The organism is Pseudoduganella aquatica, from assembly GCF_020865585.1.
GTDB classification, from domain to species: domain Bacteria; phylum Pseudomonadota; class Gammaproteobacteria; order Burkholderiales; family Burkholderiaceae_D; genus Rugamonas; species Rugamonas aquatica_A.
On record NZ_CP086370.1, the window covers coordinates 399,106 to 414,547 of the forward strand.

A 15,442-nucleotide genomic window follows, 5' to 3' on the forward strand; every position below is an offset into this window, starting at 1 on the left:
CATGGCTGAACTCGCAACCGTCGCCCGTCCCTACGCGGAAGCCCTCTTTCGCGTAGCCCAAGCCGGCAACCTCGCGCAGTGGTCCGATCTGGTGTCCGAACTGGCCCAGATCGGCGGCAACGCCGAAGTGCTGGACTATGCCCGCAATCCGAAAGTTTCGGAAAGCGATGTCGCCGCCACCATCCAGTCGCTGCTGAAAACGCCGCTGAATGCGGAAGCCAATAACTTCCTCGTCATGCTGGTCGCCAACGGCCGTATCGAATTGCTGCCGGAAATCGGCGCCCAATTCCAGCTGTTGAAAAACAGTGCGGAAGGTGCGGCGGATGCCGAGATCACGAGCGCGTTCGACATGAGCGCCGCCCAGGTTTCCGAGCTGATCGCCACGCTGGAAAAGAAATTCAGCCGCAAGCTCAACCCGAGCGTAACCGTAGACCCATCGTTGATCGGTGGCGTGCGCGTGGTAGTCGGTGACGAAGTGCTCGACACTTCGGTCCGCGCCAAGCTGCAGCAGATGCGTGTCGCGCTGGTCGCTTAAGACCCGCAGGCAGCTACGGCAGACCAAATATACCCTCGCGCAAGCGGAGAGAACTACATTTAGGAGTTAGTATGCAACTCAACCCATCTGAAATCAGCGAGCTGATCAAGAGCCGGATCCAAGGCATTGATGGCGGCGCTGAAGTGCGCAATCAAGGCACGGTGATTTCCGTAGCCGATGGTATCTGCCGCATCCACGGTCTGTCGGACGTAATGCAAGGCGAGATGCTGGAATTCCCAGGCAATACCTTCGGCCTGGCCATGAACCTGGAGCGCGACTCCGTCGGCGCCGTGATTCTGGGTGCTTACGAGCACATCTCGGAAGGCGACACGGTCAAGTGCACCGGCCGCATCCTGGAAGTGCCAGTCGGTCCTGAACTGCGCGGCCGCGTGGTCAACGCCCTGGGCCAGCCTATCGACGGCAAAGGTCCGGTCGATGCCAAGCTGACCTCGCCTATCGAAAAGATCGCACCGGGCGTGATCGCCCGCGAATCCGTGTCGCAGCCTATGCAGACCGGCCTGAAGTCGATCGACGCGATGGTACCTATCGGCCGTGGCCAGCGTGAGCTGATCATTGGCGACCGCCAGACTGGTAAGTCGGCGGTGGCGGTTGATGCGATCATCAACCAAAAAGGCCAGGGCATGACTTGCATCTACGTTGCAATCGGCCAGAAAGCTTCCACCATCAAGAACATCGTGCGCTCGCTGGAAACGCACGGCGCGATGGAATACACCATTGTTGTCGCTGCCACCGCGTCCGAATCGGCCGCCATGCAGTACATCTCGGCGTACTCCGGCTGCACCATGGGCGAATACTTCCGCGACCGCGGCGAAGACGCCCTGATCGTGTACGATGACCTGTCCAAGCAAGCCGTTGCCTACCGTCAGATCTCCCTGCTGCTGCGCCGCCCACCAGGCCGCGAAGCGTACCCAGGCGACGTGTTCTACCTGCACAGCCGCCTGCTGGAACGCGCAGCACGCGTGAACGCCGACTACGTCGAAGCCTTCACCGGCGGCGCCGTCAAGGGCAAGACCGGTTCGCTGACCGCGCTGCCTATCATTGAAACCCAGGCTGGCGACGTTTCGGCGTTCGTGCCAACCAACGTGATTTCGATTACCGACGGCCAGATCTTCCTGGAAACCTCGCTGTTCAACTCCGGTATCCGTCCTGCGATTAACGCAGGTATCTCGGTATCGCGCGTTGGTGGCGCCGCCCAGACCAAGGTCATCAAAAACCTGTCCGGCGGTATCCGTACCGACTTGGCGCAGTACCGTGAACTGGCTGCGTTCGCGCAGTTCGCTTCCGACCTGGACGAATCGACCCGCAAACAGCTGGACCGCGGCGCACGCGTGACCGAACTGCTGAAGCAGGCTCAGTACTCGCCGCTGTCGATTTCCCTGATGGGCGCATCCCTGTTCGCAGTGAACAAGGGCTTCCTGGACGACGTGGCAGTGAAGAAAGTGCTGCCATTCGAAGCCGGCCTGCACGCCTACCTGAAGACCAAGCAAGCTGCTCTGCTGGCCAAGATCGAAGAAACCAAGCAACTGGACAAAGACGGCGAAGCTGCCCTGTCGGCCGCCATTGCTGATTTCAAGAAATCCGGCGCATTTTAAGCGGCACGGCGGTGCGGGCGTACAGCCCGGACCGCCCTCAGCGCAGAAGGAGTAAGGACTCATGGCAGTAGGCAAAGAGATACGTGGCAAGATCAAAAGCGTAGAGAATACGAAAAAGATCACCAAGGCGATGGAAATGGTCGCCGCATCGAAAATGCGCAAGGCGCAGGATCGCATGCGCGCCGCCCGTCCCTACAGTGACAAGGTTCGTAATATCGCCGCTAATCTGGCGAGCGCCAACCCTGAATACACGCACCCGTTCCTGGCGCAAGCCCAGGGAACCGAAGCGAAAGCAGTGGGTTTCATCATCGTCACGACCGACAAGGGTCTGTGCGGTGGCCTGAACACCAACGTGCTGCGCATGGTGACGGCGAAAACGCGCGAGCTGGAAACGGCCGGCGTCAAGGTTGAGGCGGTCGCCATCGGTAACAAAGGTTTGGGGTTCTTGAATCGGGTTGGCGTTCCTGTCGTTGCGCAAGCAACGCAGATCGGCGACACGCCGCATCTGGACAAATTGATCGGACCTGTGAAGGTCATGCTCGAGAAGTTCACTGAAGGCAAGCTCGACGCAGTGTACCTGTGCTATACCAAGTTCATCAACACGATGAAGCAAGAGCCGCAAGTGCAGCAGCTGCTGCCGCTGACGGCGGACAACATCAAGGCCGACAAGGGTAGCCACAAGTGGGACTACATCTACGAGCCGGATGCGCAAACCGTGATCGATGAACTGCTGGAGCGCTATGTAGAAGCGCTGGTATACCAGGCGGTGGCGGAAAACCTGGCGTCCGAGCAATCGGCCCGCATGGTGGCGATGAAAGCCGCCAGCGACAACGCAGGTAGCGTCATCGGTGAACTGAAGCTGATCTATAACAAGACGCGTCAGGCTGCGATTACCAAAGAACTCTCCGAAATCGTTGCCGGTGCGGCTGCGGTTTAACGAAACAACTAAATATAGAAGGAACGAACATGGCTGATGGCAAAATCGTTCAGTGTATCGGCGCTGTGGTGGACGTAGAGTTTCCACGCAACGCGATGCCTAAGGTATTTGATGCCTTGAAAATGGAAGGCTCCGAGCTGACCCTGGAAGTACAACAACAGCTGGGCGACGGTGTGGTCCGTACCATTGCTCTGGGTTCGTCCGACGGCCTGCGCCGCGGCATGATGATCCAGAACACCGGCAAACCGATCATGGTTCCAGTTGGCAAAGCCACCCTGGGCCGTATCATGGACGTGCTGGGCAACCCGATCGACGAATGCGGCCCAGTGGCCCATGACCAGATCGCTTCGATCCACCGCACGGCGCCTGCATACGACGAACTGTCGCCATCGCAAGACCTGCTGGAAACCGGCATCAAGGTGATCGACCTGGTGTGCCCGTTCGCCAAAGGCGGTAAAGTCGGTCTGTTCGGCGGTGCAGGTGTAGGCAAGACCGTGAACATGATGGAACTGATCAACAACATCGCCAAAGCGCACTCGGGTCTGTCCGTGTTTGCTGGCGTGGGCGAGCGTACCCGCGAAGGTAACGACTTCTATCACGAGATGGCCGATGCCAAGGTAGTTGACCTGGAAAACCCGGAGAACTCCAAAGTAGCGATGGTCTACGGTCAGATGAATGAACCACCAGGCAACCGTCTGCGCGTCGCGCTGACCGGTCTGACCATGGCGGAAGCGTTCCGTGACGAAGGCAAAGACGTTCTGTTCTTCGTGGACAACATCTACCGCTTCACCCTGGCCGGTACCGAAGTATCCGCACTGCTGGGCCGTATGCCTTCCGCAGTGGGCTACCAGCCTACCCTGGCCGAAGAAATGGGCCGCCTGCAAGAGCGTATCACCTCCACCAAGACCGGTTCGATCACCTCGATCCAGGCCGTGTACGTTCCAGCGGATGACTTGACCGACCCGTCGCCAGCGACCACCTTTGGTCACCTGGATTCGACCGTTGTTCTGTCCCGTGACATCGCCTCGCTGGGTATCTACCCTGCAGTGGATCCACTGGATTCGACCTCGCGCCAGCTGGACCCGCTGGTCGTGGGCCAGGACCACTACGACACCGCCCGTGCCGTACAGGGCACCCTGCAGCGCTACAAGGAACTGCGCGACATTATCGCGATTCTGGGCATGGACGAACTGGCGCCGGAAGACAAGCTGCTGGTATCGCGCGCTCGTAAGATGCAGCGTTTCCTGTCGCAGCCGTTCCACGTTGCTGAAGTGTTCACCGGTTCCCCAGGTAAATACGTTTCGCTGAAAGACACGATCAAAGGCTTCAAGATGATCGCATCGGGCGAACTGGATCACCTGCCGGAGCAAGCGTTCTACATGGTCGGCACGATCGAAGAAGCAATCGAAAAAGCCAAAAAACTCGGCTAATCGCTGAGTTTGCTTCGGCCCCGCTGCAAGGCGGGGCCGTCACCATCCCGATAGGACAGACATGGCAAATACCATACACGTAGACGTGGTTTCCGCGGAAGAGCAGATCTTCTCGGGCGAAGCCGAATTCGTCGCGTTGCCGGGCGAGCAGGGCGAGCTGGGTATCTATCCCAAGCACACCCCGCTGATCACCCGTATTCGTCCAGGCGCGGTACGCATCAAGGTAGCAGGCAAGGCTGAAGAAGAGTTCGTCTTCGTCGCCGGCGGCCTGCTGGAAGTGCAGCCGAACGCCGTTACGGTACTGGCTGACACCGCGATCCGTGGTGCAGACCTGGATGAAGCCAAAGCCTCGGCCGCCAAGAAACTGGCGGAAGAAGCGCTGGCCAACAACACTGGCAGCATCGACTACGCGAAAGCGCAGGCAGAGCTGGCTTCCGCGATCGGCCAACTTGCCGCCATCGCCAAACTGCGCGCCAAACACTAAGTTCGGCCTGCAGACGCTAAAAAGGCAGCTTCGGCTGCCTTTTTTACGTTTACGGATGTTGCTTTTATGGCAAAATGTTCGTTTCAAATTTGAAATACGCATATGAAGCGATCCATACTTGCCTGCCTCGGCCTGAGCGCCGCCTTGTCTTGCCATGCGGCCGATGCGCCGGTGGCGCCCAGGATGGAGGTGCACAGCCTGGCGCGCGAGTTTGTGGCGTTCTGGGACGGCACGCAAGGCTTGTCCGAGTCCGAGCGGGTACAGGCCTTCAAGACGCAGGTGGGCGCGAAGTTTCCGGAGTTTTACGACGTGGCGCGTTATGCCGGCAGCCGCAGCGAGGCCGAGCACGACGAGATCATCCGCCGGAATATCGCGGTGTTCGGCAAGCAGCGCCAGGCCTATCTGGACAAGGTGAGCCAGTTCGACGCCGACCTGCCGCGCCATATCGCCACCTTCACCAGCGCGTTTCCGGAATTTAAGCCGGAAGTGACCACTTACTTCCTTCATTCGCTGGGCGAAATGGATGGTGGCCTGCGCGAATTCGGCGGCCGGCGCTACCTGGTCTTCGGCGCCGACGGCATGGTGCGCTACCACGGCAACGGCAACGAGGCCGCGTTCTTCCACCACGAGCTGTTCCACGTTCACCACCAGGCGCAGGCGCCCGATTGCGACGACAGCGTGCTGTGGCAGCGCCTGTGGACCGAAGGCCTCGCCACTTATGTCTCCAAGGTACTGAACCCGCAGGCGAACGACAAAGAAATGCTGCTTGACTTGCCGGAAGGCAGCGCCGCCCGCGTCCGGGGCCAGCTTTATACCAGCCTGGCGCAACTGGAGCAGGTGCTCGACAGCGGCGACGAAAAGCAGCTTGGCAGCCTGTTCCACATGGACGGCGCCAGCGTGGACGGTTTGCCGCCCCGGCGCGGCTATATGCTGGGCTACCTGGTGGCCCAGGAAATCGGCAAGACCCGCACGCCATCCCAGCTCGCCAGGCTGAGCTGCGCGCAGGCGCGGCCGCTGATCAAGGCCGCCATCGGCGAACTGAAGCGGCAAGCCACCCCCGCGAGCGGCCAGCTGAAGACGCCGTAGCAAACATACGGCACTGTTGAGGCGGATCAAACTGTCTACGCCGGGAGGCGTTTCGCCAGCGTGGGCGGCCGCTACAATTTCCGGATGCGGCTCGACCACGACACGAGTTACAAGCAATTGTTCGCCCATCCTGAACTGGTGTGCGAGTTGCTGGCCCTGTGTTTGCCGCGGCGCTGGTCCCGGCGGCTGAAAACACAGGCCTGCGAGCGCGTCAACGCCAGCTATGCCAGCGACGGCGGCCGTCAGCGCCACGACGATATGGTGTGGCACATTCAAGCACCGGGCGGCGAGGACGATTTTTATCTTGTGCTCGAATTCCAGTCCCAGCCGGACCGCTGGATGGCCGAGCGCATGCAAGTCTATATAGGCCTGCTGTATCAGGACTTGTTCAAGCAGGGACGTTTGCGGCCCAGCGTGCCATTGCCGCCAGTGTTGCCGTTGGTAGTGTATGGCGGTGTTCCTGCCTGGCCGCCCGGCGTGGGAAGACGGCTGCGGCCCGCCGGGTTGAGGCGCTATCAGCGCGAGCAGCCATACTTGCTCCTGGATCTTGTGCGGCGCCTGGCGCTGGTGGAGAGCGGCAAGCCCACCAATGTGCTGACAGCATTGTTCGAGTGCACGCACTTGGGGACGGCGCACCGCCTGCCATCAGCGCTGGCCAGCATTGCGAGCTGGCTGGACTTGCATCCCGGCGAGAGCCTGCGCCGCACAATAACGCAATGGGTGACAGCGCATTTGCGGCGGCGCTTCAAGGGGATTACCATACATGTGGACAGCACGCTGGAGGAGGTACGCACCATGCACGGCAAACAGTTTGATACGTTTATCGACGCATTGCGCTACGAGACCCTGCAGGAAGGCATCGAACAGGGGCGCGAACAGGGCCTTGAACAAGGGCGTGAACAGGGTCTCGAACAGGGTCTTGAACAGGGTCTTGAACAGGGCGTTCAGTCTGGGCGCGCCATGGCGCTAAGGGATGTTTTGCTGCGCTTGCTGGAACGGCAGGCCGGACCGCTGGCGCCGGAGGCGGCCGCAAAGATCGAAGCGGCCAAGCCGGAGTTGCTGCAGCAATGGGTGGATCAGGTTATCAATGGCGAGTGCCCGCGGCAACTGCTTGAGCCGGCTGCCTAAATAAAGCCCGACTGCGCGCGGCGGTCAGGAACACATGCCGTAGGCTTTGCGGTCTTCGAAATAACGGTAGGTAAAGGTGCGGACCGGATACCGGTCGCGGTTAATCACCATGACCGGTGGCGTAAAATCGAAGCGCTCCGGCAGCTTGCCTTTGAATTGCAGCCTGAAGCGGACTTGCGTGGCGTCCGATGTCGCGGTGGCCACCATCAGCACAGGCATTTCCTTAATGACCTCCACTATTTCCGGCCGCGCACTGGTGCCGCGCTGGTAAATGCTGGCGATTTCCGCCGTTGCCAAAGGCGCGCCTTTGGGCTGGGAGATCTTGAACGCCCGGCTGGTAAATTGCGTTTGCGTATTTCTGGGCAACATATATACCAGGCCTATCTCCACACCGCCTTCCGGCAACGCAGCCGGCGCAGTCGCAGTAACGGAGATACCCTTGGGCAGATCAAAGCGCGATTCATCCGCCCAATTCTTGCAATCCGGCGTCTTGGCCTGGTACAAATCGACAGGCGTGTAATTATCGCCGCAAGCGGCAAGGGCAAATAGCAGGGATAATGGAGCGTAGCGGCGCATAAGCGAGACCGGTAAATGTTTGAACTACCCGCATGGTACCAGAAATCAGCGCTTTTCCTCCATTAGAGCCAATAAATGGCCGTCCGGATCCCGGAAAAATGCCATCCATAATTCGTGGTCCGACATCTTTGCCACTAAATGCGGCGTTCCGTCGAAAGGAACGGATTTTGATTTCAATTTGTCCGCCACCGCGTCTATGTCTTTCACTGTGAAGTAAATACACGTTCCTTGCGCCGGTTCGACCTTGCGGCTTGTGCCTTCCAGCATTAGCCGCACGCCATCACAGCTGAAAAACAACCGCTCGCCAAAACGGTAGAGCTTGTGTAATCCCAGCGTCTCGCCATAAAACTTTTCGGCCCGGTCCGCATCGGATACCGACATCGCAATTTGTCCCACCTTCAATAAAGCCATCGCCGCCTCCCAAGCTGAGTTGATCTCTATAGCGTAGGCTCATTGGGCCGCGCATTCAAGCGTGCTGCGGCCGGTATGCACACTTCGAGCACGATCAAGCTAGAAGCTGGCATGAAAATGGCGAAAAAAGGCAAAAAGGGGCGGAAATCCGCCCCTCAGCCCGCTTAGTTCCGCTTGTCGCGGCTGCGGGCGGTTCCGGCCTTGTTTATCACTTTCCACTTCGCTTTTTCAGCAATGCGTTCCAGAGGCGTTTGCTGGCTGCGCTGGGCATCCCGCAACAGCTTGTGATAATTTAATAGCCGGTCGGCATGGATATTCCCCCGCACTGCGCATCCCGGTTCAGATTCGTGGCGGCAGTCACGGAATTGGCAATCGGAGGCGAGCAATTCGATATCGGTAAATACGGAAGCCAGAGTTTCTTCGTCCGCATCCGGACACCAGGTGCGCAATCCCGGCGTATCGATAATACACGTGCCATCGGCGCATAAATGCAGGGAACGCGCCGTTGTGGTATGGCGTCCCCGGCCATCGCCTTTTCTAATACCTCCCGTTTCCTGATGCGATGCGCTTAATGTATTTGTGAGGGTGGATTTTCCTGCTCCCGATGAACCAAGCAGGCATAAAGTTTGTCCGGCGCCTAACCACGGAGCCAGTTCGTTTATTGCATCCCGGCTTAATGCATTTATGCAGGTCACTGGAATATGGGAAGGAATCCGCCTACGGATATCATATAAATGCTCATTAATATCTACGGCTATATCCGCTTTGGTCAATACGATTACAGGAGAGATTTCTGCCGATTGCACCATCGCAATATATCGCTCCAGCCGCCGGAGATTAAAATCTTGATCCAGTCCCATTACCAGCAATGCTGTATCGATATTGCTGGCGATGGATTGCCTGTGGCCGTCGGCCGAACGGCGGGAAATGTGATTGGCTGGGGGTAACTGCTGGCTTATCCACAGCTCATTGTGGCTGTTGTTTTCCAAAACGAGCCAGTCGCCAACGGACAGCGTGCATTCAGCAATTAATCGCGGCAGGGCGCGGGCTTTATATTCGGCGTTGCCGTCGTGGACGGTAAGCCAGTCGCGCTGGACTTCCGTCAAACGCATCAGGCGGGCGCCTTCCGCTGCGGGTTCCAGTCCGGCCAATTGGCTGGCGGTGAATTGATTAAATCCGATGCGGCGTAAAACTTCGAAATTGAATTCGATCATGATGAGTGGTGTTCCTGTATTCGAGGCCGCTCGCGGCGCGCGCGAGCACAGCCATCCGCGAAGTGCGGAGGCGCGAAAAATCAGGGATAGGCCGGCGCGTGATCGGGCGCGGCGCAACACCAGCTCGGTTAAAGCGGAGGAGGGCGGTGGAAGATCAGGCAGCCGGCAGGAGGGCAATGTCAACTTGGCGCATGGTTTTCTCCTGTGGCGGTGAAGGGAAGTGCCAGTGTGGCACGGCTGGCTAGCCTGGTCAATTGGCGCCGCCTGAAGCAGGCGGCGCCCTGTGCTCTTATGGCAGAGAGATTTTGACCACGTTGCGGTCGGAATCGACCACCAGCGTCTTGTCATCGATCAGGCGGATGGCGCGCGGGAGGTAGAGGCCGCCTGGCAGGCTGCCGGTCCGCAGGCCGGAGCGGCCGTAGGTGCCCGCCACCGTGCTGACGGTGCCGTCCGGCGTGATCTTGCGGATCACGTGGTTGCCGCTGTCGGCCACATACAGATTGCCTTGGCTGTCGGCGGCGATGCCGGTCGGGCCGTTGAAGCGCGCCGCATTGCCTTTGCCGTCCGCGTAGCCCGGCACATTGGTCGCGCCGGCAAACAGCTGGCTGCGCCCGCCCTTCTCCACCCGGCGGACTTCGCTGCTGCGCTGGTCCACGATGTAGTAGCTCTTGCCGACCACCGCCACGTCGGTCGGCGTGTCCAGCGTCGGGCCGAGTTCGGGCTCGGGATAGGCGAGGATGGTCGACAGCGTGGCGCCGTTGACTTCGCGCAGCATGTGGTTGCTGGTGTCGGCCAGGGCCAGCGTCCCGGTAGCGGCGTTCCAGACCAGGCCGCGCGTCTGGCCTATGCTGCCGCCCGCGCCGTCCAGCTTGCCGGCGGCGCCGGTGCCGCTGTGGCTGCTGACCACGCCGGCTGGCGTGATCTTGCGCACTTTATAGCTCCAGTCCGACACATACAGATTGTCGGACGGGTCCAGCGCCAGGCCCATCGCGAAGTAAAAGCGCGCCGTCTCAGCCGGGCCATCCACCTTGCCCAGCTGGTTCAGGGCGCCGGCCACGGTGCTGACCGTGCCGTCGGCCGCAATCTTGCGCACCGCGCTGTAGCTGTCGGCCACGTAGACATTGCCCTTTTTGTCCGGCTGCAAGGCCGAGATCTCGCGGAAGCGGGCTTGCTGGCGCGTGCCGTTGACGCTGATGGTCTCGCGCGCGCTGCCCGCCACCGTGGCGAGCACGCCGTTGCTGATTTTGCGTATCAGGCTGACGTCGAGGAAGGTCAGGTTGCCGGCGGCATCGAGCACCAGATCGGAGGGCAGCTTGGCGCGCGCCTGGCCCAGGGGGCCGTCCACCTGGGTGGATTCGTCGAACTCGCCCAGCTCGGGGGCGCGGCTGATGGGGCTGGTGACCTGGCCGTCCGGCGTCATCTTGCGCAGCGCGCCGCCGGTCAGTTCGGCCACATACACGGTGCCGTCACCGGTTACGGCCACCGACCAGGGCAGCCACAGGCGCGCGTCGCTGCGGCTGCCGTCGGTGCGGCCGCGCGCGCCCGCCAGGCCGAGTATGGTGCTGACCAGGCCCGCCGGCGTGACCTTGCGTATCGTGTAGTTGCCGGCGTCGGCCACGTAGATATTGCCGGCGCTGTCCAGCGCCAGGCCTTTCGGGGTGGAGAAGCGCGCGGCGCTGCCCTGGCCGTCGCTGCTGCCGGTCTCAAGCTCGCTGCCGGCCAGCGTGGAGACCACGCCCTGCGGCGTGATTTTGCGCAGCGCGTGTCCGGACAGCACGAATACCGTGCCGTCCGGCGTCACTTCCATCGCCCCCGGGCTGGTGAAGCGCGCCTGGGCGGCCGGGCCGTCCACCGGCTGGGCCGCGGCCACGCCGCCGGCCAGGGTGGTGACCACGCCGGCCGGCGTGATCTTGCGGATGGCCTTGTTCTGCGTGTCGCTGACGTACATATTGCCCGCCGCGTCCAGTTCCACGTCGGACGGAACGGAGAAGCTGGCGGCGCTGCCGGTGCCGTCGGCAAAGCCCCGGCTGGTGTTTCCGGCCACCGTGGTGATCTGGCCTTGCGCGCTGAGCTTGCGGATGCGGTTGCCGTCGATGAAGGCGATATTGCCGGCCGCATCGGCGCCCAGCGCCGTCAGGCCGATGAAGCGCGCCGAACCCAGCGCGCCGTCCTCGTCGCCCGCCGACACGCCGTCGCCGGCCAGCAGCGAGATGCTGGCCGGATAGGAGGCGGTGTAGCGGATGCCGTTCGCCATGGCGGGCGCCAGCAGGTCCTGGTTCTCCTTGCTCTGCGCGATGGCCGACAGCACGTCGCCGCGCGCGGCGCCCGCCAGCAGCACGCCGACCCAGTAGTCGAGGCCGGCCTTTTCCGGGGCGCGGTGCAGCACGTTGAAATAGATCTTGGAGACCAGGGTTTGCGGGTCGGGATCGGCGCCGTACAGCGCGATGAATTCGCCGCTGCGGATGAAGGCCGAAGCCACGTCGATCTGGCTGGCGCCCTGGTCCATCTGGCTCATCCAGTAGCCCAGGCCGGCGGCGTCCGGCGTGCGGTTGAACGCAGCCTGGTAGATGCGGTACACCTGGCCCGGTATACCGCCCGTGTCGAGCGCGATGCTGGTGTCGCTGAACTGGATGCGGCTGCCGTCCGCCAGCGTGCGTACCGGCTCGGCACCGGCCAGGTGGGTCACCGTGTAGACGCCATTTTGCTGCGTGATGCTGTAATTGGTGCTGGGACCGTAGATGCTCAGCGTGCTGGCCGCCGCCGTGCCGGCCACGGCGCCGCCCAGGCGCTGCCTGGCGGCCGGGGCCTCGGCGGTATCGGACGTGCCGCCGCCGCAGGCGCTCAGCAGGAGCGCTGCGGTAGCTGCCGCAGTCCAGAATTGATAGGCCATTTGAGTTTCCTAGTGGAAAAAAAGGCCTATTATTGCATTTTATTTAAAACCGATTGTTATTCGGGCGCGGCGGCGCGGCGCACCGTGTGCAGCACGCAGGAATGCGGGGCCAGCGCCGCCTGGATCACGTCCAGCGCCTTGCGCGGCTGGCTGGCGCCGCACATGAAGATATCCACTGCCGCGAAGCCGTTTTCCGGCCAGGTATGGATGGAAATGTGGGATTCGGCGAGTAAAACCACCCCGGTTACGCCCATGCCGGCGCCGAAACCGTGGAAATGGCTGTGCAGCACGCGCGCGCCGGCCGCCGCCGCGGCAGAGCGCAGCAGCGCTTCCAGCTCGTCGCAGTCGCCCAGGCGGCTGGCCTCGATGCCGGACAGGTCTGCCAGCAAATGGCTGCCGGCCGCGAGGTGGACCGCCTGTGGATCGGCTTCGCTCACTTGTGGCCTCCGCCACCGCCCGAGCCGCCGCCGTAGCTGCCGCCGCCGCCGCCCGTGTGCGAACTCCAGCCCGAGCCGCCGCTGTAGCCCGAACTCGACGAGCCGAACATGCGCGCCCAGCTGCTGCAGCTGGTCATGGTGAACACCACCAGTGCGTAAACCAGATAGCGGTTCAAGACTTGTCCCCTTTATCGATGGAGTCCAGGAACAGCGCCGGCAGGTAGATGGCCAGCGCGCCGAGCAGGTTGAAGACCAGCGAACCGCCGAAGTTCACCAGCAGCGGAATGGCGTTCACGGCCAGCATCACCATGATGAATTTTTTGGCGGCGCTGGCATAGCGGCCTTTTTGCGGCGGCGCGCCGGGCGGTTTGCCTTTGGTCTTGAGCCCGAACCAGGCGTTGATCTGGTCGTTGGCCACGCGGGTCGAGCGCGACCAGGTCAGCTCCTCGCCCGTCAGTTCCGCCGCCAGCCGGGTCTGGCCGCGTTCAAATTCGTATACATGGGTATGGTCGCCCACCTGCACGCGCCAGTTGAAGGCGCCCGCCGCGTACACCACGGTGGCGCCGTAGTCGTACAGCTTGTCGAAGGTAACCTTGTCCAGCACCACGCTGTCCGCGCTGGTGCGCTCCCACGCCGGCCACTCGGGCAGCACGCCGGCGCGCCACCAGCCTTCGTCGGTTTCCACCAGCCAGCTGAATCCCGCGCGCGGATTGGAGATCAGGTACTCGGTCCAGCGCGCGCCCTCGTCGTCCTCGCGCAGCATGAAGCCGATCACGCGGTAGCGCTGCTTGTTGATGTCGGCCTCGGCGCCCAGCGGCAGGGTGGGGCGCATGGCGTCCACCTGTTCGCCGGCCGCCAGCACCTGCGCCTTGGGGCTGGCCGCGTCGATCTGCGCATGGCAGGCGGGGCACAGCAGGTTGGCGGTCTGGCCGGGCAGGTAGTTGATGGCGTTGCCGCAGGCAGGGCAGTCCAGCGCGGACAGCTTGCCGCGATAGCGCCCGGCGCTGCGCTCGATCTGGTCCTCGTCGCGCAGCAGCTGGCATTGCATGGCCTCCAGCGTGACCGACACGCCGGTGTACACCACGGGCTCGTCGCCGTCCGAATAATCGAGCGTGACGAAGCTGGCGCCGCGCCGGAAGTCGGCCACCCTGGCCTGCCAGCCTTCGCCCACTTTGAAAGGCAATTCGCCCTGGCCGCCTATGCAGTCGGCCACGCGTACCTCGGACACCATCAGCCGTTCGCCGCCCACGCGCACCATCTCGCCCGCCTGCAGGTCGCCGAAGGCGGGCAGCGGCGGCGGCGTTTCGCGCGCCGTGGTGACGGTGTACAGGCCGGACGAATCGCCCAGCCAGGAGGTGGCGCCGTCGTCGAACAGCAGATACCACTCGTTCCACATGCCGGCCGAATAGCGCAGCTGGATGCGACCGATCACGCTGAACGCGCGTCCGCCGAGCACCCCGGAGGTGCCGATCTGCAGCGGCGAATAGTCCTCCAGCACGGAGGAGATCTTGCCCAGGTCCTTGACCGCGTCCGCATCCTTCAGCACGCGGGTATTGCAGTACTCGCACACGGCCATGACCGAGGCGTGCGAGCGGAATTTGACTTCCGCGCCGCAGCTGGGACAGGAAACGATTTGCATGTACGCGGTCTTAGCCTATCAGTTTCTTGAGCAGCTCGGACTTGGCGCTGTCGTAGTCGGCGGCCGAGATCAGGCCTTTGTCCAGCAGGCCTTTGAGTTTTTCCAGGCGCGCTTCGATGCCGTCTTCGGCCGGCGCTGCGGCGGCCGGCGCGGCCGCCGTTGCGGGATGCGAGCTGGCCGGCGCCAGCGTGGAACCGACCGCCTGTCCCATGGCCTGCCCCAGCATCACGCCCGCGCCCAGGCCCGCGCCTATGCCGGCGATCCCGCCTTCGTTCTGCGCCGCCAGCGGAATGGCGGTGGCGGTCTGGAACTTGGTGAAGCCGCTCAGTTTGTCCGCGCTCAGGCCGCCCTTCATGCCGGCCGAGATGCGCTCGTCCAGCGCGGCTTGCAGTTCTTCCGGCAGGCTCACGCTGGCCACGTTGAATTCATCCAGGCCTATGCCGTAGCGTGCGAAGGCGTCGGCCAGGTCGCCGCGCACTTCCTGCGCCATCAGCGCCTGGTTGGCGGCCATGTCCAGGAAGGCCACCTTGGCGCCGCCCAGCGAGCTGGCCATGGTGGCCATCAGGATGCCGCGCAGCTGTTCTTCCACGTTGTCGCGCGTGTATTCCTCTCGTGTGCCGCTCAATTCGGTGTAGAACTTGCGCGGGTCGGCCACGCGGTACGAGTACATGCCGAAGGCGCGCACCCGTATCATGTCGAAGTCCTTGTCGCGGATGGTGATGGGCTGCTGCGTGCCCCACTTGCGGCCGGTCTGCACGCGGGTGCTGAAGAAGTACACGTCCGACTTGAACGGCGAGTCGAACAGCTTGTCCCAGTTTTTCAGGTTGGTCAGCAGGGGCAGGGTCTGCGTGGTCAGCGTGTGGGTGCCGGGGCCGAAAACGTCGGCGATCTGGCCTTCGTTGACGAACACCGCCACCTGCGATTCGCGCACCACCAGCACGCCGCCGTTCTGGATCTCCATGTCCGTCATGGGGAAGCGCCAGGCCAGCACGCCTTCCGTGTCTTCCGTCCATTGCAGAACGTCGATAAACTGCTTCTTGATAAAGCTGCCGAGGCCCATGA

At 62.3% G+C, this 15,442-nt stretch carries 15 protein-coding genes; 7 read left to right on the forward strand and 8 right to left on the reverse strand.

What is annotated here, in order from left to right; genetic code table 11:
- The first annotated feature begins 1 nt into the window (after position 1).
- The 7 genes from KT882_RS01720 (at position 2) to KT882_RS01750 (ending at position 7,213) form a co-directional block, all read left to right on the forward strand.
- Positions 2-535 carry a F0F1 ATP synthase subunit delta gene (locus KT882_RS01720; RefSeq protein WP_161070245.1) on the forward strand — a complete coding sequence of 178 codons (534 nt, stop codon included), beginning with the start codon at positions 2-4 and terminating at the stop codon, positions 533-535.
- Between the two features lie 71 nt (positions 536-606).
- The gene (atpA, locus tag KT882_RS01725) at positions 607-2,148 is read left to right on the forward strand and encodes a F0F1 ATP synthase subunit alpha (RefSeq protein WP_161070244.1); all 1,542 of its coding nucleotides are present in this window, start codon (positions 607-609) and stop codon (positions 2,146-2,148) included.
- Positions 2,149-2,209: 61 nt separating this feature from the next.
- The gene (atpG, locus tag KT882_RS01730) at positions 2,210-3,085 is read left to right on the forward strand and encodes a F0F1 ATP synthase subunit gamma (protein ID WP_161070243.1); all 876 of its coding nucleotides are present in this window, start codon (positions 2,210-2,212) and stop codon (positions 3,083-3,085) included.
- Positions 3,086-3,114: 29 nt separating this feature from the next.
- Positions 3,115-4,515, forward strand: coding sequence for a F0F1 ATP synthase subunit beta (atpD, locus tag KT882_RS01735; protein ID WP_161070242.1), 1,401 nt, complete (start codon positions 3,115-3,117; stop codon positions 4,513-4,515).
- Positions 4,516-4,576: 61 nt separating this feature from the next.
- Positions 4,577-4,999, forward strand: a complete 423-nt coding sequence (locus KT882_RS01740; protein WP_161070241.1) for a F0F1 ATP synthase subunit epsilon — start codon at positions 4,577-4,579, stop codon at positions 4,997-4,999.
- A 102-nt stretch (positions 5,000-5,101) separates the two neighbouring features.
- The gene (locus KT882_RS01745) at positions 5,102-6,085 is read left to right on the forward strand and encodes a hypothetical protein (protein ID WP_228894199.1); all 984 of its coding nucleotides are present in this window, start codon (positions 5,102-5,104) and stop codon (positions 6,083-6,085) included.
- A 60-nt stretch (positions 6,086-6,145) separates the two neighbouring features.
- Entirely contained in the window at positions 6,146-7,213 is a 1,068-nt protein-coding gene (locus tag KT882_RS01750; RefSeq protein ID WP_161070239.1) for an Rpn family recombination-promoting nuclease/putative transposase, read from the forward strand.
- 24 nt (positions 7,214-7,237) lie between these two features.
- Here the strand turns inward: KT882_RS01750 and KT882_RS01755 are convergent, their stop codons facing one another.
- The 8 genes from KT882_RS01755 to KT882_RS01790 all read right to left on the reverse strand — a co-directional run bounded on the left by KT882_RS01755 (position 7,238) and on the right by KT882_RS01790 (position 15,440).
- Positions 7,238-7,789, reverse strand: coding sequence for a hypothetical protein (locus KT882_RS01755; RefSeq protein WP_161070238.1), 552 nt, complete (start codon positions 7,787-7,789; stop codon positions 7,238-7,240).
- Positions 7,790-7,834: 45 nt separating this feature from the next.
- Positions 7,835-8,200: a VOC family protein gene (locus KT882_RS01760; protein ID WP_161070237.1), complete on the reverse strand. Its 366-nt coding sequence runs from the start codon at positions 8,198-8,200 to the stop codon at positions 7,835-7,837.
- A gap of 164 nt (positions 8,201-8,364) precedes the next feature.
- On the reverse strand, positions 8,365-9,414 hold the full coding sequence (gene rsgA / locus KT882_RS01765) for a ribosome small subunit-dependent GTPase A (RefSeq protein ID WP_161070236.1): 1,050 nt from the start codon (positions 9,412-9,414) through the stop codon (positions 8,365-8,367).
- Positions 9,415-9,703: 289 nt separating this feature from the next.
- Entirely contained in the window at positions 9,704-12,304 is a 2,601-nt protein-coding gene (locus KT882_RS01770) for an NHL domain-containing protein (protein WP_161070235.1), read from the reverse strand.
- A gap of 56 nt (positions 12,305-12,360) precedes the next feature.
- Complete coding sequence (gene speD, locus KT882_RS01775) at positions 12,361-12,741, reverse strand: adenosylmethionine decarboxylase (protein ID WP_161070234.1); 381 nt, start codon at positions 12,739-12,741, stop codon at positions 12,361-12,363.
- A complete protein-coding gene (locus KT882_RS01780; RefSeq protein WP_161070233.1) occupies positions 12,738-12,917 on the reverse strand; it encodes a hypothetical protein in 180 nt (59 codons plus the stop codon). The genes speD and KT882_RS01780 overlap by 4 nt, the downstream gene beginning before the upstream one ends.
- Positions 12,914-14,380: a DUF4178 domain-containing protein gene (locus KT882_RS01785; RefSeq protein ID WP_161070232.1), complete on the reverse strand. Its 1,467-nt coding sequence runs from the start codon at positions 14,378-14,380 to the stop codon at positions 12,914-12,916. The genes KT882_RS01780 and KT882_RS01785 overlap by 4 nt, the downstream gene beginning before the upstream one ends.
- A gap of 10 nt (positions 14,381-14,390) precedes the next feature.
- Positions 14,391-15,440: an SPFH domain-containing protein gene (locus KT882_RS01790; protein ID WP_228894200.1), complete on the reverse strand. Its 1,050-nt coding sequence runs from the start codon at positions 15,438-15,440 to the stop codon at positions 14,391-14,393.
- Positions 15,441-15,442: the final 2 nt, after the last annotated feature.

What these genes read in the sequence shown, in the direction of transcription:
- atpD (WP_161070242.1), top strand. Translation starts at nt 3,115, where the DNA reads ATGGCTGATGGCAAAATCGTTCAGTGTATCGGCGCTGTGGTGGACGTA.
- KT882_RS01790 (WP_228894200.1), bottom strand. Translation starts at nt 15,440, where the DNA reads ATGGGCCTCGGCAGCTTTATCAAGAAGCAGTTTATCGACGTTCTGCAA.
- atpG (WP_161070243.1), top strand. Translation starts at nt 2,210, where the DNA reads ATGGCAGTAGGCAAAGAGATACGTGGCAAGATCAAAAGCGTAGAGAAT.
- KT882_RS01720 (WP_161070245.1), top strand. Translation starts at nt 2, where the DNA reads ATGGCTGAACTCGCAACCGTCGCCCGTCCCTACGCGGAAGCCCTCTTT.
- atpA (WP_161070244.1), top strand. Translation starts at nt 607, where the DNA reads ATGCAACTCAACCCATCTGAAATCAGCGAGCTGATCAAGAGCCGGATC.
- KT882_RS01755 (WP_161070238.1), bottom strand. Translation starts at nt 7,789, where the DNA reads ATGCGCCGCTACGCTCCATTATCCCTGCTATTTGCCCTTGCCGCTTGC.
- KT882_RS01740 (WP_161070241.1), top strand. Translation starts at nt 4,577, where the DNA reads ATGGCAAATACCATACACGTAGACGTGGTTTCCGCGGAAGAGCAGATC.
- KT882_RS01745 (WP_228894199.1), top strand. Translation starts at nt 5,102, where the DNA reads ATGAAGCGATCCATACTTGCCTGCCTCGGCCTGAGCGCCGCCTTGTCT.
- rsgA (WP_161070236.1), bottom strand. Translation starts at nt 9,414, where the DNA reads ATGATCGAATTCAATTTCGAAGTTTTACGCCGCATCGGATTTAATCAA.
- KT882_RS01770 (WP_161070235.1), bottom strand. Translation starts at nt 12,304, where the DNA reads ATGGCCTATCAATTCTGGACTGCGGCAGCTACCGCAGCGCTCCTGCTG.
- KT882_RS01785 (WP_161070232.1), bottom strand. Translation starts at nt 14,380, where the DNA reads ATGCAAATCGTTTCCTGTCCCAGCTGCGGCGCGGAAGTCAAATTCCGC.
- KT882_RS01760 (WP_161070237.1), bottom strand. Translation starts at nt 8,200, where the DNA reads ATGGCTTTATTGAAGGTGGGACAAATTGCGATGTCGGTATCCGATGCG.